The organism is Serratia proteamaculans (assembly GCF_946227095.1).
Classification (GTDB): domain Bacteria; phylum Pseudomonadota; class Gammaproteobacteria; order Enterobacterales; family Enterobacteriaceae; genus Serratia; species Serratia proteamaculans_E.
In genome coordinates this window covers 183,399-205,580 of record NZ_CAMISV010000005.1, presented here as the reverse complement: position 1 = coordinate 205,580, position 22,182 = coordinate 183,399, and the positions used below count along the sequence as shown (strand labels likewise).

The 22,182-nt window shown below is 56.3% G+C and carries 19 protein-coding genes; 12 read left to right on the top strand and 7 right to left on the bottom strand.

Annotation, left to right across the window (positions count from 1 at the left end):
- Positions 1–198: 198 nt before the first annotated feature.
- Entirely contained in the window at positions 199–1,122 is a 924-nt protein-coding gene (locus tag OC597_RS12470) for a LysR family transcriptional regulator (protein WP_261463250.1), read from the bottom strand.
- 191 nt (positions 1,123–1,313) lie between these two features.
- On the opposite strand from OC597_RS12470, the gene pvcA reads away from it, so the two are divergent.
- The 8 genes from pvcA (at position 1,314) to kefC (ending at position 13,021) form a co-directional block, all read left to right on the top strand.
- Positions 1,314–2,279 carry an L-tyrosine isonitrile synthase gene (gene pvcA / locus OC597_RS12465; RefSeq protein WP_261257267.1) on the top strand — a complete coding sequence of 322 codons (966 nt, stop codon included), beginning with the start codon at positions 1,314–1,316 and terminating at the stop codon, positions 2,277–2,279.
- Between the two features lie 90 nt (positions 2,280–2,369).
- The gene (locus OC597_RS12460; protein ID WP_262208904.1) at positions 2,370–3,233 is read left to right on the top strand and encodes a TauD/TfdA dioxygenase family protein; all 864 of its coding nucleotides are present in this window, start codon (positions 2,370–2,372) and stop codon (positions 3,231–3,233) included.
- Positions 3,234–3,239: 6 nt separating this feature from the next.
- A complete protein-coding gene (locus OC597_RS12455; protein WP_498881645.1) occupies positions 3,240–4,514 on the top strand; it encodes a glycosyltransferase in 1,275 nt (424 codons plus the stop codon).
- A 242-nt stretch (positions 4,515–4,756) separates the two neighbouring features.
- On the top strand, positions 4,757–5,578 hold the full coding sequence (gene dapB / locus OC597_RS12450; protein WP_261424873.1) for a 4-hydroxy-tetrahydrodipicolinate reductase: 822 nt from the start codon (positions 4,757–4,759) through the stop codon (positions 5,576–5,578).
- Between the two features lie 469 nt (positions 5,579–6,047).
- A complete protein-coding gene (gene carA / locus OC597_RS12445) occupies positions 6,048–7,196 on the top strand; it encodes a glutamine-hydrolyzing carbamoyl-phosphate synthase small subunit (RefSeq protein ID WP_261257272.1) in 1,149 nt (382 codons plus the stop codon).
- 16 nt (positions 7,197–7,212) lie between these two features.
- Positions 7,213–10,437 carry a carbamoyl-phosphate synthase large subunit gene (gene carB / locus OC597_RS12440; RefSeq protein ID WP_262208902.1) on the top strand — a complete coding sequence of 1,075 codons (3,225 nt, stop codon included), beginning with the start codon at positions 7,213–7,215 and terminating at the stop codon, positions 10,435–10,437.
- Between the two features lie 180 nt (positions 10,438–10,617).
- On the top strand, positions 10,618–11,175 hold the full coding sequence (kefF, locus tag OC597_RS12435; RefSeq protein WP_112347991.1) for a glutathione-regulated potassium-efflux system oxidoreductase KefF: 558 nt from the start codon (positions 10,618–10,620) through the stop codon (positions 11,173–11,175).
- Positions 11,168–13,021 carry a glutathione-regulated potassium-efflux system protein KefC gene (gene kefC, locus OC597_RS12430; RefSeq protein WP_207979299.1) on the top strand — a complete coding sequence of 618 codons (1,854 nt, stop codon included), beginning with the start codon at positions 11,168–11,170 and terminating at the stop codon, positions 13,019–13,021. Before kefF ends, kefC begins: the two co-directional genes overlap by 8 nt.
- Positions 13,022–13,064: 43 nt before the next feature.
- On the opposite strand, the gene OC597_RS12425 is transcribed toward kefC, so the two are convergent.
- Positions 13,065–13,679, bottom strand: coding sequence for a LysE family translocator (locus tag OC597_RS12425; protein WP_085120191.1), 615 nt, complete (start codon positions 13,677–13,679; stop codon positions 13,065–13,067).
- 129 nt (positions 13,680–13,808) lie between these two features.
- Here OC597_RS12425 and OC597_RS12420 point away from each other — a divergent pair, with 129 nt between their 5' ends.
- From OC597_RS12420 to OC597_RS12405, 4 genes are all read left to right on the top strand, one after another.
- Positions 13,809–14,609 (top strand): threonine/serine exporter family protein, encoded by an 801-nt coding sequence (locus OC597_RS12420; RefSeq protein ID WP_099063110.1) that lies wholly within the window; start codon positions 13,809–13,811, stop codon positions 14,607–14,609.
- Positions 14,606–15,070 (top strand): threonine/serine exporter, encoded by a 465-nt coding sequence (locus OC597_RS12415; protein WP_261257276.1) that lies wholly within the window; start codon positions 14,606–14,608, stop codon positions 15,068–15,070. The genes OC597_RS12420 and OC597_RS12415 overlap by 4 nt, the downstream gene beginning before the upstream one ends.
- Before the next feature lie 141 nt (positions 15,071–15,211).
- Complete coding sequence (gene folA / locus OC597_RS12410) at positions 15,212–15,694, top strand: type 3 dihydrofolate reductase (RefSeq protein ID WP_261285575.1); 483 nt, start codon at positions 15,212–15,214, stop codon at positions 15,692–15,694.
- A gap of 194 nt (positions 15,695–15,888) precedes the next feature.
- Positions 15,889–17,778 carry a PhoX family protein gene (locus OC597_RS12405; RefSeq protein WP_261257281.1) on the top strand — a complete coding sequence of 630 codons (1,890 nt, stop codon included), beginning with the start codon at positions 15,889–15,891 and terminating at the stop codon, positions 17,776–17,778.
- A gap of 39 nt (positions 17,779–17,817) precedes the next feature.
- On the opposite strand, the gene apaH is transcribed toward OC597_RS12405, so the two are convergent.
- From apaH to surA, 5 genes are read right to left on the bottom strand one after another with little or no spacing between them, the layout of a single operon-like run.
- Complete coding sequence (gene apaH / locus OC597_RS12400) at positions 17,818–18,669, bottom strand: bis(5'-nucleosyl)-tetraphosphatase (symmetrical) ApaH (RefSeq protein WP_261257283.1); 852 nt, start codon at positions 18,667–18,669, stop codon at positions 17,818–17,820.
- 2 nt (positions 18,670–18,671) lie between these two features.
- The gene (apaG, locus tag OC597_RS12395; RefSeq protein WP_012005174.1) at positions 18,672–19,049 is read right to left on the bottom strand and encodes a Co2+/Mg2+ efflux facilitator ApaG/CorD; all 378 of its coding nucleotides are present in this window, start codon (positions 19,047–19,049) and stop codon (positions 18,672–18,674) included.
- A gap of 12 nt (positions 19,050–19,061) precedes the next feature.
- A complete protein-coding gene (gene rsmA, locus OC597_RS12390) occupies positions 19,062–19,880 on the bottom strand; it encodes a 16S rRNA (adenine(1518)-N(6)/adenine(1519)-N(6))-dimethyltransferase RsmA (protein WP_085120197.1) in 819 nt (272 codons plus the stop codon).
- Positions 19,873–20,865, bottom strand: coding sequence for a 4-hydroxythreonine-4-phosphate dehydrogenase PdxA (gene pdxA, locus OC597_RS12385; RefSeq protein WP_261463254.1), 993 nt, complete (start codon positions 20,863–20,865; stop codon positions 19,873–19,875). The genes rsmA and pdxA overlap by 8 nt, the downstream gene beginning before the upstream one ends.
- Complete coding sequence (surA, locus tag OC597_RS12380; protein ID WP_261257286.1) at positions 20,852–22,150, bottom strand: peptidylprolyl isomerase SurA; 1,299 nt, start codon at positions 22,148–22,150, stop codon at positions 20,852–20,854. Before surA ends, pdxA begins: the two co-directional genes overlap by 14 nt.
- Positions 22,151–22,182: the final 32 nt, after the last annotated feature.

Here is a 22,182-nt window from a genome sequence, read left to right as displayed (position 1 = left end):
CAAATTTTCTGTTACTTAAAGTCAAATTCGTTCTGACAATTTGAATTAATGGCGGAGTAAATGCTTATATAGGCAATGAGGAAGTTATTAAGGTTAATATCATTAGTCTGCAATCTAAATAAACTCTGGTGCTGGTCAGCAATCGGCTGAAAAGTTAAATAACTAAATAAAGTGTCGTTACAGACGTTTCTTATTTCATTAAATCCGTAACTGGCCTACGGAATTCTGTTCTTTTTTCTGTAAATGGATTTTCATATGCTCGAGTAAACGGCGAACCTTTAATGGCTGGCTGTCCCGCCGCGGCATAATCGCATAGCAATTAATATCCGGTAATCGCCAGCCCGGCAGCACCTCGACCAGGTCGCCCCGGCACAATTCATTTTCAACGTTGACGAAGAAATTACGGATGATCCCCTTACCGGCCAGCGCCAATTCTTTCATCGCCATACCGTTATTGGTAAATAAACGTCCGGTCATACGCAACCGATGCTCGTCGCCGTTAGGGTGGAGCAGGCGAACAAACTGCGGGTTCCCCAACGGGGTAAAAGTGACCCATTGGTGGTGAGTTAATGCCTGTGGGGTATCAGGTACGCCGTGTCCGGCAAGGTAGGCCGGTGAGGCGCACAACACTTCACGAAAGCGTGCCAGACGGGTAGAGACATAGCTGGAATCTGCCATTACGCCACCACGGATCGCCAGATCGATACGCTGGCCTATCAGGTCGATCTTTTCATCATGAATTTCCAGCCTCAGCGTGATGCGTGGGTGTTCATCAAGGAAGCTCTGTAGCGCCGGCACCAGATAATGGGTGGCAAATTCCGTCGAGGTGGCGACGCGCAACTCACCGGCTAGTTCGCCGCGCAGCGCGGCAATACGCTGTTGACCCCGCTCGGCGGCATGGATCATCAGAACACAGTCCTCATAAAAGCACAGCCCGGCTTCGGTCAGGCTCAGTGAACGAGTAGAACGTAGAAGTAATTGAATGCCCAGCTCGTTTTCCAGCTGGCGGATATGCTGGCTGACGGCGGAGGTCGTAATGCCTAATTCTTTGGCTGCCATGCTGAATGCGCCGCAATCGACAACTTTAGAAAAAATGGCCATGCGTTTTAGAATATTACTCATAGTTTGTTAAGTTCAACTTAACCAAGATTGTTAATTATACGGGCTAATAATATAGCATTATCTCTTCTATATTGCCTGAAGCAGATAAATCGCGAGGCGAGACTTATTTCCCACGCGACACCTCTCTTTTTGATAAGTCTTATTGCGTTTGCGAATAAGTTGCCTGCGCCACATCTGAACAGGAGTTAATTGTGGATAGTGCCCGTATTGAACAAATATCGTTAAAAATCCTTCATGAGCTATTGCAATATCGGCGTCGATTCCCGGGATTGGAAGCCTCAAATGCTGACGAAGAACAGGCCGTTTCTCAGGTGCAATTACCGCGTATCCGGGCATTCATTGAAAATGAACAGCGGATTGAATTTGTTTTGCCCGCCTTCCCGACAAAATCACCCAATACTAATAAGGTGATTGGTTCGGTACCCGATATGGCTGAACGACTGTCGTTAATATTTCTTAATTCTCTCTGCCAACGCATTCAACTTTATTACCCGCCGGGTGCCCATATCGTCATTTGCTCGGATGGCCATGTCTTCGGTGATTTGATCCGTGTCAGTGACGAGGCTATCAACCACTACCAGCACGAAATCGAAAACCTGTTGCATGAGGTTGGGGCGACGCACCTGAGCGTGTTCAACCTGGGGGACGTGGAAGGGCTGGCCGAGCATACCGGCGACTATGACCTGCTGCGCCAGTTGTTGGTCGACGGTTATGCCGAGCCGGAGGTAACAATCAAACAGCAACTGATGCAGGACGAACAGGGGCTGCAGTTGTATCGCGCCATCACCCGGTTCCTGTATGAAGACAGCCAACTGCCAGGCTACAGCGGCTCCAACGCCGCATTGCAAAAAGACGCCAAACAGCGCGCCTGTGGCGTGATCCAGCGCAGCTGGGCCTGGGGTAACCTGCTGGCCCAGCATTTCCCGCTGGCGATACGTCTGTCGATCCATCCGCAGCCCGCCGACAGCCTGAAAATGGGCATTCATATGATGCCAACCAAAGACGACTGGCTAACGCCGTGGCATGGCGTAGCGGCTAAGGTCAACGGACAGTTTGTGCTGATGAAACGCAAAGACGCTCAGCAGTTGGCGGGTGAACTGGTGGCGATCCGCGGCACGCCCAGCCATTACCTGATCGAACAGCCACAGATGGCCTAATGCATCACCTTACGCCCGTCGCTTTGGCGGGCGTCTTTTAACGGCCCGGTTGCCGTGTGAGCAGAAAATTCGATTCAAGGAGAGTGACCTATGGACCACCAAACACTGAACTGCCGTATTGAACTGAATACTCCTTTTGGCGCGGTACTGACCCCGCAATATCCTGGGCAACCGATCAGCGAACTGCCGGTAGCGACGCTGCGGGCGTTGGCTCAACAGCATCACCTGCTGGTGCTGCGTGGCTTCGACTCTGGCTTTACCGATCCTCAGGTGCTGACCGGCTATGCCGAAGGCTGGGGCGAGATCATGATGTGGCCATTCGGTGCAGTATTGGATGTGAAAGAACATCCGGATGCCAAGGACCATATTTTCGACAGCAGCTATGTGCCGTTGCACTGGGACGGTATGTACAAGCCGACCATCCCGGAATTCCAGCTATTCCACTGTGTGGCCGCGCCTTCGCAGGATGAAGGCGGGCGCACCACCTTTGTTGACACCACGTGCCTGCTGGCCAATGCCGATGAGGCGCTGTTGGCCCAGTGGCTGAAGGTGTCGATCTCTTATCGCATTAAGCAGGTAGTGCACTACGGCGGTGAGGTTTGTTCACCGTTGGTGGTGACGCATCCGAGCGGCCGTGGGCAGATCATGCGCTACAACGAACCGCCGACCGAGGGCAAAAAGTTCCTTAACCAGCACGCGCTGGAATATCACGGTGTGCCGCAAGACAAGCAAGAGGCATTCCACCAGACCCTGCAACAGCATCTTTACGACCCGCGCCATTACTACGCTCACCAGTGGCAGCAGGGCGACGTAGTGGTAGCGGACAACTTCTCGCTGTTGCACGGGCGTGAGGGATTCACTGCACGCTCTGCTCGCCATTTGCAGCGGGTCCATATTCAGAGCAACCCGGTGTGCGCCAATCAGGCGTTGAAGCCGGCAAACACAGAGGCTTAACTCGCTATGGCACGTATTCTGATGACTGCGGTGGCCACGCCCGGCCACGTTTATCCGATGCTGAGCATTGCCCGGCACCTGATTGCACAAGGGCACCAGGTTCGGGTGATGACCGGTGCGCTGTTTCGCCAACGTGCTGAGGCTGTTGGCGCGCAATTTATTGCTTTTGATCAGCGGGTCGATTTCGACTACCGCTATCTTGAGCAGCACTTTCCCGAACGGGCTGCGCTGCCGCCGGGCAATGCTCAGATGGCGCTGGCGCTGAAAGACTTCTTCGCTGCCCCGATCCCGTTGCTGGATCAGCAGTTGCGAAGCGTGATGGCCGCCGAGAGCACCGACCTGCTGATCGTGGAAAACTGTTTCTACGGGGTGTTGCCGCTATTGCAGACTCGGGAGCGCCCGCCGGTGATCGGCATTGGCGTGACGCCGTTATCGTTCTCCTCTACGGATTCGATCTTCTATGGGCCGCGGATCCCTCCGGCGTTATTGCCCCGTGAGCTGCAGCGCGAGCAGTTGGTGGATGAAGGCACCCGCGGGTTAATCGAGGAGGTACAACAGAGTTTTGATGCGGCGATGGCACAATCCGGCGGCCAGCCACTGCAACAGCCATTTACCGATGCGTTAATTGGCGGCTGCGATCGCTTTTTGCAACTGGCAACCCCGGCACTGGAGTATTCGCGTGAAGATTTGCCGGCCAGCGTGCGCTTTATTGGTCCGCTGCGTAGCGCGGCGGCGGCGCTTGAAACTGCCGATGAGTGGGATGAGGCTGACCGGCGGCCTCTGGTGATTGTCACGCAGGGCACGCTGGCAAATGTCGATCTGCATCAGCTGATTGTCCCGACGCTGAAGGCGCTGGCTGAATTGCCGGTTCGGGTGTTAGCGACCACGGGGGGCCGTCCGATTGACGAGTTGTTGGCGCTGTTGCCCGCGAATGCCAGGGTGCAGAAGTTTATCTCTTTCGAGCACTGGCTGCCGCAGGCCGCACTGTTGATCACCAACGGCGGTTACGGTTCAATCAACTACGCCCTGGATCAGGGGGTGCCATTGATTGTCGCCGGTACCGGTGAAGACAAACTCGAGGCCGCCACGCGGGTGGTGGCTGCGGGATGCGGAATTAACCTGCATACCAGTAACCCGGATCCGGCGCAGTTGCGGCAAGCCGTGCAGCAAATTTTGACGCAGCCGATGTATCGACAGCGTGCTGCGCTGGTCCAGGCCGATTACGCTCGCCATGATGCACTGGCGGCAATTGCTGATGAGGTGGCCGTTTTGACCCATTGAGTCCCCAGCTAAAAAGCGGTTTTTCATGCAGATTATACCGGTTAAAACTGCATGATTATGTAAATCAAGGCATGGGCATTTTTTTGGTCAAATGTTATCCCATTGACAGCATTGCTGATGAAATGCGTGGGATATCATAATTTTCTAATTATGAAATGAATCCTCTGGCGGTGGTAAGGTGGGGCAGTTACCCTGAACCGATAGCCTAATGGGATAGGCGCCAAATCAACAAGAGAGCAAGCATGACTGATTCACAAATCCGCATTGCGGTTGCGGGTGCCAGCGGCCGTATGGGCCGTCAATTGATCCAGGCGGTACAGCAGGCACCGGGTGTGGTGCTGGGGGCGGCGATTTCACGGCCAGGCTCAAGCCTGATTGGCACCGATGCCGGTGAACTGGCGGGCGTAGGCACGCTGGGCGTGACCGTTAGCGACAGCCTGGAAAAGGTGGTTGGCGATTTCGATATTCTGATCGATTTCACCCGCCCGGAAAGCACCCTGGGCTACCTGGCTTTCTGCGTCGAGCATAAAAAAGCCATGGTGATTGGCACTACCGGCTTTGATGATGCCGGCAAAGAGGCCATCCGTGCCGCCGGGCAGCAGATTGGTATCGTCTTTGCCGCCAACTTCAGCGTCGGCGTCAATCTGGTGCTGAAACTGTTGGAAAAAGCCGCTCAGGTGATGGGCGACTATACCGATATCGAGATTATTGAAGCGCATCACCGCCATAAAGTGGATGCCCCTTCGGGCACGGCGTTGGCGATGGGCGAGGCGATTGCCGGTGCACTGGGACGCGATCTTAAAGAGTGTGCGGTGTATGCGCGCGAAGGTTATACCGGTGAGCGCGATCCGAAGAGTATTGGCTTTGCCACTATTCGTGCTGGCGATATCGTCGGGGAACACACCGCCATGTTTGCCGACATCGGCGAGCGGGTAGAGATTACCCATAAAGCCTCCAGCCGCATGACTTTCGCCAGTGGCGCGGTACGTGCAGCATCATGGCTGTATAAGCGTGATAAAGGGCTGTTTGATATGCGGGATGTGCTCAATCTTGACCAGTTATAATTGATTTATATACCATCGTGATGTGGTTGTATTGATCATAGTGCTATGATTAAAGGACAATAATTTTATTGTCCTTTTTTTTAACATTAAAAACAGTGGTTATTTATGGATTTTCCACTCTGATGGTCATTTATGTATGCTTTTCTTGGTTTTTTGCCGAAAAATACCATTGATGATGTTTTTGGTCCGATATTTTTCCTTTATCACTGCGCTTTTTTGTCATTCCTCCCCGCAACCGTTTACTAGCCCGAGTTTAGCGGTGTTTTTATGGCTGCTAACCCTATTAAACGTTGAGAAGTGCAAAAATAAGAGAAAAAATGGCGCTTTGGGTAGACAAGCGGAGCTCTCATCATTAAAATGCGCCCAATTTGCCAAAAATTGACCTTGAGGGCGGTTTTTGCATTGATTTAGATCGTGATATCTGAATTAATATGCAGATATTGTGATTGATTATTCCTTGGAGGGTGTTTTGATTAAGTCAGCGCTATTGGTTCTCGAAGACGGAACCCAATTCCACGGTCGGGCCATCGGGGCAGAGGGTACGGCAGTGGGGGAAGTGGTCTTCAATACGTCGATGACCGGTTATCAAGAAATCCTCACTGATCCTTCCTACTCCCGCCAGATCGTTACTCTTACTTATCCTCATATCGGCAATGTCGGCACCAATGCTGCTGACGAAGAATCCTCCGCAGTACACGCCCAAGGCCTCGTCATTCGCGACCTCCCACTGATTGCCAGCAACTACCGCAACGAAGAAGGCCTGTCTGACTACCTGAAGCGTCACAACATCGTGGCGATCTCCGACATTGATACCCGCAAGCTGACTCGTTTGCTGCGTGAGAAGGGTGCACAGAACGGCTGCATCATCGCCGCTGACACACCGGATGCTGCTCTGGCCTTGGCGAAGGCCAAAGGTTTCCCGGGCCTGAAAGGCATGGACCTGGCGAAAGAAGTGACCACTCAGGAAGCTTACAGCTGGCAGCAAGGTAGCTGGACGCTTGAAGGCGAACTGCCGGAAGCCAAAGCGGCCTCTGAGCTGCCGTTCCACGTGGTGGCTTACGACTTCGGCGCCAAGCGCAACATCCTGCGCATGCTGGTGGATCGCGGCTGCCGCCTGACGGTAGTGCCGGCGCAAACCCCGGCAGATGAAGTATTGAAGATGAGTCCGGACGGCATTTTCCTGTCCAACGGCCCGGGTGACCCGGAGCCTTGCGATTACGCCATTACCGCCATCAAACAGTTCCTGGAAACCGATATTCCGGTATTTGGCATCTGCCTCGGCCACCAGTTGCTGGCACTGGCCAGCGGCGCGAAAACCGTGAAGATGAAGCTCGGTCACCACGGCGGTAACCACCCGGTAAAAGACCTGGATAAAGACTGTGTCATGATCACCGCGCAGAACCACGGTTTTGCCGTGGACGAAAACAACCTGCCGGCAGAACTGCGCGTAACGCACAAATCCTTGTTTGACCACACGGTGCAGGGCATTCACCGCACCGACAAAGCCGCGTTCAGCTTCCAGGGGCATCCTGAAGCCAGCCCGGGCCCACACGATGCCGCGCCGCTGTTCGATCACTTTATCGAACTGATCGAGACTTACCGTTCTAACGCCAAATAATCAGGAGCAGTAAAAAATGCCAAAACGTACAGACATAAAAAGCATCCTGATCCTCGGCGCTGGCCCGATTGTTATCGGCCAGGCGTGTGAGTTCGACTACTCGGGGGCTCAGGCGTGTAAAGCGCTGCGCGAAGAGGGTTACCGCGTTATTTTGGTGAACTCCAACCCGGCTACCATCATGACTGACCCGGAAATGGCGGATGCGACCTACATCGAGCCGATTCACTGGAAAGTGGTGCGCAAAATCATCGAAAAAGAGCGTCCGGATGCCGTGCTGCCGACCATGGGCGGCCAGACCGCACTGAACTGTGCGCTGGAACTGGAACGTCAGGGCGTGCTGGCCGAGTTTGGCGTGACCATGATTGGCGCTACCGCTGACGCGATCGATAAAGCTGAAGACCGTCGCCGTTTCGACGTGGCGATGAAGAAAATCGGTCTGGACACCGCGCGCTCCGGCATTGCGCACAATATGGAAGAAGCGCTGGCGGTTGCCGCAGACGTCGGTTTCCCGTGCATCATCCGTCCTTCCTTTACCATGGGCGGCAGCGGCGGCGGTATCGCCTATAACCGCGAAGAGTTCGAAGAGATCTGCGAACGCGGTCTGGACCTGTCACCGACCAAAGAGCTGTTGATTGACGAGTCGCTGATCGGCTGGAAAGAGTACGAGATGGAGGTGGTGCGCGATAAGAATGATAACTGCATCATCGTCTGCTCGATCGAAAACTTCGACGCCATGGGTATCCATACCGGTGACTCGATCACCGTAGCGCCAGCGCAGACCCTGACCGACAAAGAATACCAAATCATGCGTAACGCCTCGATGGCGGTGCTGCGTGAAATCGGCGTGGAAACCGGCGGCTCCAACGTGCAGTTCTCGGTTAACCCGAAAACCGGCCGTCTGATTGTCATCGAAATGAACCCGCGTGTATCCCGCTCTTCGGCGCTGGCGTCGAAAGCCACCGGCTTCCCGATTGCCAAAATCGCCGCCAAGCTGGCGGTGGGTTACACCCTCGACGAACTGATGAACGACATCACTGGTGGTCGCACGCCCGCCTCGTTCGAACCGTCCATCGACTACGTCGTGACCAAAATTCCTCGTTTCAACTTCGAGAAATTTGCCGGTGCCAACGACCGTCTGACCACCCAAATGAAATCCGTCGGCGAAGTGATGGCGATTGGTCGTACTCAGCAAGAGTCACTGCAGAAAGCGCTGCGTGGCCTGGAAGTGGGCGCGACCGGTTTTGACCCGAAAGTGAATCTGGACGATCCGGAAGCGCTGACCAAAATCCGCCGTGAGCTGAAAGATGCCGGTTCTGACCGCATCTGGTACATCGCGGACGCCTTCCGCGCCGGCCTGTCGGTTGACGGTGTCTTCAATCTGACCAACGTGGACCGCTGGTTCCTGGTGCAAATCGAAGAGCTGGTGCGCCTGGAAGAGCAGGTTGCCGAAACCGGCATCAACGGTTTGACGTCGGAATTCCTGCGTACCCTGAAGCGTAAAGGCTTCGCCGATGCGCGCCTGGCTATCCTGGCCGGTGTTGCAGAGAGCGAAATCCGCAAACTGCGCCACGGTTATGGCCTGCACCCGGTTTATAAGCGTGTGGATACCTGCGCGGCAGAATTCGCCACCGACACCGCTTATATGTACTCCACCTATGAAGAAGAGTGCGAGTCCAATCCGACCAATGACCGTCCGAAAATCATGGTGCTGGGCGGCGGTCCGAACCGTATCGGCCAGGGCATTGAGTTCGACTACTGCTGCGTACACGCCTCGCTGGCGCTGCGCGAGGACGGTTACGAAACCATTATGGTCAACTGTAACCCGGAAACCGTGTCTACCGACTACGACACTTCCGACCGTTTGTACTTCGAGCCGGTGACGCTGGAAGACGTGCTGGAAATCGTGCGTATCGAGAAGCCGAAAGGCGTGATTGTCCAGTACGGCGGCCAGACCCCGCTGAAGCTGGCGCGTGAGCTGGAAGCCGCAGGCGTGCCGATCATCGGGACCAGCCCAGATGCGATTGACCGCGCCGAAGACCGTGAGCGTTTCCAACAGGCGGTGCACCGTCTGGGCCTGAAACAGCCGGCCAACGCCACCGTCTCCACCATCGAACAGGCGGTAGAGAAAGCGGCTGGCCTCGGCTACCCGCTGGTGGTACGTCCTTCCTACGTACTGGGCGGCCGCGCGATGGAAATCGTTTATGACGATATCGACCTGCGCCGTTACTTCCAGAACGCGGTCAGCGTTTCCAACGACGCGCCAGTGCTGCTGGATCGCTTCCTGGATGACGCGGTAGAAGTCGACGTCGATGCCATTTGCGACGGCGAGCGGGTGCTGATTGGCGGCATCATGGAACACATCGAACAGGCGGGCGTGCACTCCGGTGACTCCGCTTGCTCACTGCCGGCCTACACCCTGAGCAAAGAAATTCAGGACGTGATGCGTCAGCAGGTTGAGAAACTGGCGTTCGAGCTGCAGGTTCGCGGCCTGATGAACGTGCAGTTTGCGGTGAAGAACAACGAAGTCTACCTGATTGAAGTCAACCCACGTGCTGCGCGTACCGTACCCTTCGTCTCCAAGGCGACCGGCGTCCAGTTGGCCAAGGTAGCGGCACGCGTGATGGCGGGTAAAACGCTGGCCGAGCAGGGCGTAACGGAAGAAGTTATTCCGCCTTACTACTCGGTGAAAGAAGTGGTGCTGCCGTTCAACAAGTTCCCAGGCGTCGACCCGATTTTAGGGCCGGAAATGCGCTCTACCGGGGAAGTGATGGGCGTAGGTCGTACCTTCGCGGAAGCCTTCTCCAAAGCGATGCTCGGCAGCCAGTCAGGCATGAAGAAGCAGGGTCGTGCACTGCTGTCGGTGCGTGAAGGTGATAAAGCCCGGGTGGTGGATCTGGCGGCAAGCCTGCTGAAACAGGGCTTTGAGCTGGATGCCACCCACGGTACCGCCGTGGTGCTGGGCGAGGCGGGGATTAACCCACGCCTGGTCAACAAGGTGCATGAAGGTCGTCCGCACATTCAGGACCGCATCAAGAATGGCGAGTACACCTACATCGTTAACACCACGGCCGGCCGCCAGGCGATTGAGGATTCCAAGCTGATTCGCCGCAGCGCGCTGCAGTACAAGGTGCATTACGACACCACCCTGAACGGCGGCTTTGCCACCGCGATGGCGTTGAAGGCCGATCCGACCGAACAGGTGACCTCGGTGCAGGAGATGCACGCACGCATCGGTAAGTAATCTCTCTATGTCGTAACATCAGGGCGCTGCAGTTGAATGCAGTGCCCTTTTTTTATCTCCTTCAGCCAATTTGTTGTCTCGTGTTAAAAATTTCCGCTATCAATCATTCAGCAAACTGTCACTCTGTGTGATTGGTATATGCTTGATATATTGGCAAGGAACGAAGGAACGACGACAACCATGATCCTGATAATTTACGCCCATCCTTATCCCCGGCATTCTCATGCCAACCATCGCCTGTTACAGGCGGTCAAGGACCTTCCCGAGGTGGAAGTCCGTTCGCTGTACGAGCTGTATCCCGATTTCAATATTGATATCAACGCCGAACAGCAAGCGCTGGAGCGTGCCGATCTGGTGGTGTTGCAGCATCCGATGCAGTGGTACAGCCAACCGCCGTTGCTGAAACTGTGGATCGACAAAGTGCTGGAGCACGGTTGGGCCTATGGTCATGAAGGCGATGCTTTGGTAGGTAAAGATGTCCTGTGGGCGGTGACCAGCGGGGGGGATGAGCACCATTTCGAACTGGGTGATTACCCCAATTTTGCCGCACTGGGGCAGCCGCTGCAGGCCACGGCGCTGTATTGCGGTATGAACTGGCAGCCCTACTTTGCCGTGCACAATACCTTTACCTGCAATGAACCGGCGCTGATTGCCGCCGGAGAGGCCTACCGCCAGCGGCTGGTGGCGTATCTGATGGAACACAGTGAACCGGCGGATCAGGGAGTCGAGCATGGATAATCACCATATGATGATTGAGGGGCTGATCTATCTGGGATCGGCCGCGTTGTTCGTGCCGATAGCGGTGCGACTGGGGTTGGGCTCGGTACTGGGCTATCTGATCGCCGGCTGTATTATTGGTCCCTGGGGGCTGAAACTGGTCTCTGACGCGGAGTCGATCCTCACCTTTGCCGAGATCGGCGTGGTGCTGATGCTGTTTATCATCGGGCTGGAGCTGGATCCGAAACGACTGTGGACGTTGCGCGCCTCGGTATTTGGCGGCGGCATTATCCAGATGGCGGCTTGCGGGCTGGCGCTGAGTGCCTTTTGCTATTTCCTCGGGCTGGACTGGAAGGTGGCGCTGCTGATCGGCCTGACGCTGGCTCTGTCCTCCACCGCCATTGCCATGCAGGCGATGAGTGAACGTAACCTGACGCCGTCGCCGATTGGCCGTAGCGCATTTGCTGCATTGCTGTTCCAGGATATCGCGGCGATCCCGCTGGTGGCGATGATCCCCTTGCTGGCCAGCAGCGGTGCCGTCACCACGTTAGCGACCTTTGCCCTGTCGGCGGCCAAGGTGGTGGGTGCCCTGGTGGTGGTGGTACTGCTCGGTCGTTACGTGACCCGGCCGTTACTGCACTTTGTCGCCCGCTCCGGCATGCGCGAAGTCTTTAGTGCCGTGGCGCTGTTCCTGGTATTCGGTTTTGGCATTTTGCTGGAAATGGCTGGGCTGTCGATGGCGATGGGGGCCTTCCTTGCCGGGGTAATGCTGGCGAGTTCCGAATACCGTCATGCGTTGGAAAGCGATATTCAGCCGTTCAAGGGGCTGCTGCTTGGGTTGTTCTTTATCGGTGTTGGCATGTCGATCGACTTCGGCACCCTGTTCCACCATCCGTTGTTGATTGCCTCGCTGCTGCTGGGCTTTATGCTGATCAAGGCGGCGCTATTGTGGGTGATCGGGCCCTGGCTTGGCGTACCGAAGCGTCAGCGCGGCATGTTTGCCATTTTGTTAGGGCAGGGCAGTGAGTTTGCCTTCGTGATTTTCGGGGCCGCCCAGTTGGCCGGGGTGTTGCCGCCGGAATGGGCTAAATCGCTGACGCTGGCGGTGGCTTTATCAATGGCGGTGACACCAGTGCTGTTGGTGGTGGCGGCTCGCATCGAGAAAAACGCGCCGAAGGACGAGCGTCCCGCGGATGAAATTGATGATGAAAACGCCAGCGTGATCATTGCCGGGTTTGGGCGTTTTGGTCAGATTGCCGGCCGTTTGCTACTGGCCAACGGCGTGCATACCGTGGTGTTGGATCACGATCCGGACCATATCGAAACGCTGCGTAAGTTCGACACCAAGGTGTTTTATGGTGATGCCACGCGCGCCGATCTGCTGGAGGCGGCAGGTGCCGAGCACGCCAAGGTGCTGATTAACGCCATCGACGACGTGGAGGCCAATTTACAATTGACCGAGTTGGCCAAGCGGCACTTCCCGCACCTGAAGGTGGTGGCGCGTGCGCGCGATGTTGACCACTGGTATCAGTTGCGCCAGTTAGGGGTGGAAAGCCCGGAACGTGAAACCTTTGAAAGCTCGTTGCGCATTGGCCGCGAAACGCTGGAACTGTTGGGGCTGGATGCTTACGAGGCACGTGAAAAAGCAGATACCTTCCGACGCTACAACCTGAAAATGCTCGAGGAAACGCTGGAGAATTATCAGGACACCGAATTCCGTCTCGCCGGTCTGCAACGGGCTAAAGAGATGCTCAGTGCGGCTATCGAGCAGGATCAGAATCGGTTGGCCCGGGTCCAGCAGAGTGGCTGGCGTGGCAGTATCGATGGCAAAGCACCGGAGGATGAGGTGGTAGAAGCCAAGGGCTAAACCCGGTGGGCGCAGCGTCAGGCTGCGCCCCACACGAGATGGGTTAGCTCAGTGCCACCTTGATACCCAGGGCAATCAGCATGCCGCCCAGCAATTTATCCACTACCTTCTGGGTTTTCTCCAGCCCGCGACGCACCGGTCCGCTTTGGATCAGGAACACCAGCACCGGCCACCACAGGGCGGACAGGCCAAGGATAATCCCCGCATACCACAGTTTTTCTCCCAGTCCGGAGTTGATCTGCAATACCTGAGTAAACACCGCCAGGAAGAACAGCGTGGCTTTCGGGTTGAGCAGATTACACAGATAACCCTGCACAAAAGCACTTTTCAGACTCACCTGTTGCTGCGGCAGATTGCTGACGTTCATCTTGCTACCACCGCGTGACAGCAGCGCCTGAATACCCACCCAAATCAGATAGACCGCCCCGGCGTACTTCAGCACGTTGAACAACCATGGTGTGGTGGTGATCACCACTGCCAGTCCGGCCACGCAGTAAGACATATGGGTTGCGACGCCACAGATCACACCGAAGGCGGTCATCATGGCGGCCAGGCGCGGATAACGGGCGGCATTCTTGATCACCAGGAAAAAATCCGGGCCGGGCGACAGCATCCCCAGGGCGGCAATACCAGCAACGAACAGCGAAGTTTCAAGCATGATTTGACTCTCTGCACAAAAGGCCTAATTGCGCTGATAATAACGCCGCTTCCCCTGATGCGCATCAACCAAATGAGGTAATGTTTAACCCTATGATGGATCCTCAGTCTGAACAAAACCCGGGGCCCTATGCAGCAACTGACAACCACCGACCTACCGCCACCGCAGCGGCAACAGCGTGAAATCACCCGCCTGTGTATTCAATGCGCTTTGCTGCTGTTACAGCACGGTGCCGAAAGCATGGTGGTGGAGCAATTATCCACCCGGCTGGGGCTGGCGTTGGGCATGGACAGCGTGGAAAGCTCGATCTCGGCCAATGCGGTGGTGCTGACCACCCTCAGCAACGGTGAATGCCTGACCACCACGCGCAAAAACGTCGATCGCGGCATCAATATGCAGATGGTGACCGAGGTGCAGCACATCGTTATTTTGGCCGAGCACCGGCTGGCGGATGCGCATGATGTGGCCCGGCGTTTTGAGAAAATTCGTCCGCTGCGCTACCCGCGTTGGCTGGTGGTGCTGATGGTGGCGCTGTCCTGTGGCTGCTTCAGCATGCTGAACGGCGGCGATCAGAAAGCCTTTGCCGTGACCTTTATCGCCAGCGGTCTGGCCATGTCGGTGCGCCAAATGCTGACCGCCCGCCACATGAATCCACTGATCAACTTTTGCCTGACGGCGTTTGTCGCCACCTCGGTTTCCGGCCTGCTGCTGCGGCTGCCGGTATTCAGCCAAACCTCTACGGTGGCGATGGCTGCCAGCGTGCTGCTGCTGGTGCCGGGGTTTCCGCTGATTAACGCGGTGGCCGACATGTTCAAAGGCCATATCAATACCGGGCTGGCGCGCTGGGCGATGGCCAGCTTGTTGACGCTGGCCACCTGTATTGGCGTGGTGATGGCGATGTCGCTGTGGGATCTGCGGGGGTGGTCATGAACCTGCTTTGGGCTTTGCTGCAGGACATGCTGCTGGCGGCGGTACCGGCGCTGGGCTTCGCCATGGTCTTCAACGTGCCGGTGCGCGCACTGCGCTATTGTGCACTGTTGGGGGCGGTGGGCCATGGTTCGCGGATGCTGATGATGCATGCAGGCATGAACATCGAATGGGCCACGCTTTTGGCGGCGATTTTGATCGGCATGATCGGTATTTACTGGTCGCGCTGGCTGCTGGCGCACCCGAAGGTGTTTACCGTGGCGGCGGTGATCCCAATGTTCCCGGGTATCTCGGCCTATACCGCGATGATCTCGGTGGTGGAAATCTCGCATCTGGGATACAGCGAGGCGCTGATGGCCACCCTGATGAGCAACTTCCTCAAGGCCTGTTTTATCGTCGGTGCGTTATCGATCGGACTATCACTGCCTGGGCTGTGGCTGTATCGCAAACGTCCCGGCGTCTGAGAATCAAGGGGCGGAAAAACGGGTATTAGATATTCTGATAAGAGCTATCTTATATATTCATATTGCTTGATTAGCCTATCGACGGCAGTTGGGGCTTTACGTATAGTGTGAGCAATTTTGCTGCCTACACAGGGTTTAACAATGATTATCAGCCTGATCGCTGCCTTGGCGGCGGATCGCGTTATTGGCATGGAAAACGCCATGCCGTGGCACCTGCCGGCGGACTTAGCGTGGTTTAAACGTAACACGCTGAATAAACCGGTTATTATGGGCCGTAAAACTTTCGAATCCATTGGCCGTCCGTTGCCGGGTCGTCATAACATCGTTTTAAGCAGCCGTCCGGGCACGGATACCGGGGTGACCTGGGCCACGTCGATTGACGAAGCGCTGGCCGCTGCCGGTGATGTGGAAGAAGTGATGGTGATAGGTGGCGGGCGTATTTACAGCCAGTTCCTGGCTCACGCCAACCGCATGTACCTGACGCATATCGATGCCGAAGTCGGTGGCGATGCCCACTTCCCGGACTATGAGCCGGACGAATGGGAAACCTCGTTCAGTGAGTTCCACGATGCTGACGAACTGAATTCTCACAGCTATTGCTTCGAGATTTTAGAACACCGCTGATTGCCGGGTGTGAGTTATATTTTCCTGAGGGCGCAAGAGATTGCGCCCTTTGTCGTTTCTGCGGCAAAACTTCCGCTGACTTTTAATTGTAACATTTTCGTCACACTTCCTGATTAGTATGAAGCCCAACTCTGAGCGCCCGGCAAACTCTGGTGAATCTCGATCGCGGCGCCATTTAAAAAGGAAGCAAAGCAATGACGAGCAAAATTGAGCAATTAGATGCTGACCGCCTGACCGATCCCACCCGTCGTAAACTGCTGCTGGGCAGCGCCGGTGCCGTTGGCCTGGCCGGCTTCCTCGGTGGCGGCATCTGGACGGTTTCCGCCCAGGCGCTGGCCGAAGATTTACCGCCGAACAAGCTTCTGGGTTTTAAAGGCATTGCGGCCTCAACCGCCGATGAGGTGGTGATTGCACCGGGATACCGCGCCGAGGTGCTGATCTCCTGGGGCGAGCCTCTGGTGGAGGGCGCCGTCGCTTTTGACCCACAGGGCAACAACAGCGCCGCCGATCAGGAAAAACAGTTCGGTGACAACAACGATGGCATGAGCTTCTTCCCGATTGATGACAATCACGGCGTGATGGCCATCAACAATGAATACGTAAACGAGCAGTATCTGTTTGCCCACGGCGGCAGCAAAGCCACCAGCCTGGAAGACGTGCGTAAATCTCAGGCCGCACACGGGGTTTCCATCGTCGCGGTGCGCCGCGCCGGTGATAGCCAGCGTTGGGAAGTAGAACGTCCTTCGCGCTATAACCGCCGCATTACGGCCAACACCGAGATGCAGTTCAGCGGCCCGGCTGCCGGTCATGCATTGCTGCAAACCGCGGCCGATCCTACCGGTCGCAAGGTTCTGGGCACCTTCGGCAACTGCGCTAACGGTAAAACCCCCTGGGGCACTTACCTGACCTGCGAAGAGAACTTCGATACCTATTTCGGCACCCATCAGGCCGACTATAAGACCACGGCGGATCAAAAGCGCTACACGCTGAAAGTCAGCGAGCCGGAACGCAACTGGCCGGATTACGACGAACGTTTTGACGTGGCGAAGAACCCGAATGAATTTAACCGTCACGGCTGGATCGTCGAAATCGACCCGATGAATCCCACCTCGACGCCAATCAAACACACGGCGCTGGGCCGCTTCAAACATGAAAATGCTGCCGTGACCGTCGCCAAAGACGGTCGCCTGGTGGTTTACATGGGCGACGATGAGCGCGGTGAGCACATCTACAAATATGTTTCCAAAGGCGTGGTGGACGTAGCTAATCCGGCCAATAACCGCAGCCTGTTGGACGAAGGCACGCTGTATGTGGCGCAGTTTGACGGTGATGCCGCCGGTACGCCACTGAAAGGCACCGGGCGCTGGATTGCGCTGGAGTTCGGCAAAAATGGCCTGACGCCGGAAAACGGCTTCCGTGACGAGGCGGAAGTGCTGATCTTCGCCCGTAAGGCCGCGGCGCAGGTAGGGGCGACCAAGATGGACCGTCCGGAGTGGATCGCGGTCAACCCGCACGATGGCCGCGCCTACTGCACATTGACCAACAACAGCAAACGTGGTGAAGAAGGCATGCCATTGAACGCGGCGAACCCACGTCCGAACAATGTCTATGGCCAGATTATCCGTTGGGATGAGGGCGGCGATGCTACCGCAGCGTCATTCACCTGGGATATTTATGCCCTGTGCGGCAACCCGATTGCGCACCCGGAAGGGGTCAATCGCGGTACGCCAAATATTACGGCAGACAATACTTTTAACAGCCCGGACGGCTTGGGTTTTGATAAGACCGGCCGTCTGTGGATCCTCACCGACGGTAAATACAGTAACAAGGGCGACTATGCCGGGCAGGGGAACAACCAGATGCTGGTGGGTGATCCGCTCAGCGGGGAAATCCGCCGCTTTATGGTCGGGCCAAAATCCTGTGAATTGACCGGTATTACCTTCACCCCGGATTACAAGACGATGTTCGTCAACGTCCAGCACCCGGGTGAAGAGGGCGATTCTCATTTTCCGAACAACAGTCCGCGTCCGCGCTCGTCAGTATTGATGATTACGCGTGAAGACGGTGGGGTGATTGGCGCTTAAGACGAAAACAGTGGGGCGGCGTTGACCGCCCCGACTTGATTATGATGCGGCCTGTTGGTGCACGCCATCCAGCAGATCGCGGCGGTGGGCCGGTTGGGTAAAGTACTGCTGGTCTTCCCAGCGCAACATCGTCAGATCGCCTCCCCAGCAACAGCCGGTATCGAGGCCAATAATGCCTGCCGGTGTGCCTTTGCCTTCCAGTGATGCCCAGTGACCAAAGATAATGGTGTAATCGGTATCGACCAACCGTGGCAATTCAAACCAGGGTTTCAGCGGCGCAGGCGCGGTGCCTGGCGCATCTTTGCAGATCATGTCGAGCTGGCCGTTCGGGAAGCAGTAACGCATGCGCGTCAGGGCATTGGTGCTGAAACGCAGGCGTGCCAGTCCACTCAGTTCCGGACTCCAGTTGTTCGGCATATCGCCGTACATGGCGTCGAGGAACAGCGGGTAGCTGTCGCTGCTCAGTACTGCTTCCACTTCACGGGCGCAGAGCTGTGCGGTTTCAATGTCCCACTGCGGCGTAATGCCGGCATGTGCCATCACCAGTTTGAGTTGTTCATCTACCTGCAGCACCGGTTGGCGGCGCAGCCAGTTGATCAATTCATCGGCGTCCGGGGCTTCCAGCAGCGGGGTGATACGGTCTTTAGGTTTATTGCGGCTGATACCGGCGTAGACCGCCAGCAGATGCAGATCGTGGTTGCCCAGTACCATACGTACCGCCGGACCCAGTGAACGCACGTAGCGCAAAACGTCCAGCGAGCCGGGGCCGCGGGCGACCAGATCGCCGGTCAGCCACAGTTGGTCATGCTGAGGATCGAAAGCCACCTGGGCCAATAGCGATTTCAGTTCATCGAAACAGCCATGAACGTCGCCGATAAGGTATGTCGACATAATTAGTGGATCAGCGTTGGAATGGCTAAGCGGAACACCGGAATAGCGGTCTGGAATGGCTGACCCTGATGATCAACCATTTCGTAATGGCCTTCCATGGTACCCAGCGGTGTTTCAAGGATCGCGCCGCTGGTGTATTGGAATTCGCCGCCGGGCGGGATGAGTGGCTGTTCGCCGACGACGCCTTCGCCCTGAACTTCGGTCTGACGGCCATTACTGTTGGTGATCAGCCAGTAACGGCCCAGCAGTTGCACATTGAAACGCCCCAAATTGCGGATGGTGATGGTATAAGCGAAGACGTAACGTTCTTCCTCAGGTATCGACTGTGATTCCACATAGACACTTTGTACCTGAATACATACGCGGGGCGAATCAATCATGACCACTACTCCTTATTGCTGCGGCGTGGGATTGGCTGAAAGCCAGTTGGCCAGCTTACAGTATTGCGCCACAGAAATATTCTCTGCTCTCAGTATCGGATCGATACCCAACTCCGTCAGTTGCTCTGGGGTGAACAGGTCGCCCAGGCTGTTACGGACGGTCTTCCGGCGTTGGTTGAACGCCTGAGTGGTGATACGGCTCAGCATGCGCACGTCGCCCACCGGATTCGGGTTCACCAGGTGCGGCACCAGACGCACCACGGCGGAATCCACTTTCGGCGCCGGGGTGAAGGAGGTCGGTGGTACTTCCAGCACCGGGATAACGTTGCAGTAGTACTGCGCCATTACGGTCAAACGCCCGTAGGCCTTGCTGTTTGGGCCGGCAACCAGACGGTTAACTACCTCTTTCTGCAACATAAAGTGCATGTCGCGAATGGCCTGAGTATAGCTGAAAAGGTGGAACATCAGCGGCGTCGAAATGTTATACGGCAGGTTACCAAACACGCGCAGCGGTTGGCCAGCCTGCTCGGCCATTTCGGCAAAGTTCACCGTCATGGCATCTTGCTGGTGAATGGTCAGTTTGTCTTTCAACTGCGGGTGATTCGCCAGGCGGGCCGCCAAATCGCGGTCCAGCTCAATCACCGTCATGCGGTCCATACGTGCGCCGACCGGCTCGGTCAGTGCACCCAGGCCGGGGCCGATTTCAACTACCGCTTCACCCGGCATCGGGTGAATGGCGGAGACAATGCTATCGATGACAAACTGATCGGTTAAAAAGTTCTGTCCAAAGCGTTTGCGGGCAAAGTGCCCTTGGTGGACTTTATTATTCATTACAATTAATTATCATTTTAATGGCGAGATTCAAGGCCGTTTTAAAACTGCCGGCATCGGCGGTGCCGGTGCCGGCCAGTTCCAAAGCGGTACCGTGGTCGACCGAGGTACGGATAAAAGGCAAACCGAGGGTAATATTTACCGCCCGGCCGAACCCTTGGTATTTTAGCACCGGCAGACCCTGATCGTGATACATCGCCAGCACCGCATCGGCATGTTGCAGATACTTGGGCTGGAACAGGGTGTCCGCCGGCAGTGGGCCGATCAGATTGATGCCTTCAGCACGCAGCGCGTCGAGCGCCGGGATGATGGTGTCTATCTCTTCATGCCCCATATGGCCGCCTTCCCCGGCATGCGGGTTCAGGCCACAGACATAGATCTGCGGTTGGGCGAGGCCAAATTTGGTTTTCAGGTCATGGTCGAGAATGTGGATGACTTCATGCAGGCTTTGCCGGGTGATAGCGCCAGGCACCGCCAGTAAAGGCAGGTGGGTAGTCGCCAGCGCCACGCGCAGCTCTTCGGTCGCCAACATCATCACCACGCGATCGCAACCGCTGCGATCGGCAAAGAACTCGGTATGGCCAATAAACGGCACGCCGGCGTCGTTGATCACCGCCTTGTTCACCGGGCCGGTGATCAGCGCGGCGAATTCACCGTTCAGACAACCGTCACAGGCGCGTGCCAGAGTTTCCACCACGTAGGCGCTATTGCCCACGTTCAACTCGCCTGCCACCACTGGATGAGCGGTAGCGACCGGCAACACCGTCAGCGTACCGGCGCGCTGCGGTTGAGCAGGCTGCTGTGGCTGATAGGTGCGCAGTTGCAGCGGCAGGTTTAACTGCCGGGCGCGTTCAAGCAACAAGGCCGGATCCGCGCACACCACCAGTTCAACAGGCCAATCCTGTTGCGCCAGCGCTGCCACCAAATCCGGCCCAACCCCGGCAGGCTCGCCGGGGGTGATTACGATGCGATTATTGTTGTGCATTACCGTCAAGGATCTTCACGTAAGCCTGAGCACGTTGTTCCTGCATCCAGGTTTGCGCTTCTTCAGCAAACTTGCGGTTGAACAGCATGCGGTAAGCGCGATCTTTCTGCGCTGCATCGGTTTTGTCTACCTGACGCGTATCCAGCAACTGAATCAGGTGCCAGCCGAAGGAAGAATGCACCGGTTGGCTGACTTCGCCTTTGCTCAGCTTCATCAACGCGTCGCGGAAGGCCGGATCGTAGATGTCTGGAGAAGCCCAGCCCAGATCGCCGCCCTGCAGTGCAGAACCCGGATCCTGAGAAAGCTGTTTGGCTTCGTCAGCAAACTTGGCGCGGCCGCTCTTGATTTCTTCGGCTACCGCTTGCAGCTTGGCGCGTGCTTGATCGTCGGTCAGCACCACAGAAGGTTTCAGCAGAATGTGACGTGCATGAACCTCGGTAACGGATACCGACTGGGTGGAGCCACGGATGTCATTCACTTTCAGGATGTGGAAGCCTACGCCGGAACGGATCGGCCCAACCACGTCGCCTTTTTTGGCGTTAACCAGCCTTTCGGCGAACAGGGTAGGGATTTCCTGCAGCTTGCCCCAGCCCATGTTGCCGCCTTTCAGCGCCTGGGAGTCGGCAGAGTAGGAGATCGCCAGCTTGCCGAAGTCGGCGCCGCCGTTGATTTCACCCATCAGTTTTTTAGCCAGGGCTTCCGCGTCGTCCACCTGCGCCTGCGACGGGTTTTCCGGCAGTGGGATCAGGATGTGGCTGATGTTCATTTCGGTATCGCTACCGTTCTGAGCGCCAACCTGAGTGGCCAGAGAGTCAACTTCCTGAGGCAGGATAGTGACGCGGCGGCGCACTTCATTGTTACGCACCTCAGAAATCAGCATTTCCTTGCGGATCTGCGAACGGTAGGTGTTGTAGTTCAAGCCTTCATACGCCAGACGGCTGCGCATCTGATCGATGCTCATTTTGTTCTGTGCGGCGATGTTGCCGATGGCTTTGTCCAGATCGGCGTCAGAAACGTTGATGCCCATTTTCTTGGCCATCTGCAGCTGGATGTTATCCATAATCAGACGCTCAAGGATCTGGTGACGAAGCGTTTTGTCATCCGGCAATTGCTGGCCGGCCTGCTGCGCATTGAGCTTTACCGACTGCAACAGGGTGCTTACGTCGCTCTCAAGGACCACGCCGTTATCCACGACGGCGGCGACTTTATCCACTTCTTGGGGTGCTGCGAACGCGGTATTGGCACAAACCACCAATCCGAGAATAAGCGTTCTCCAGTTCTTCATACATTTCCCATTATGTAATCCGCAAATGCGGG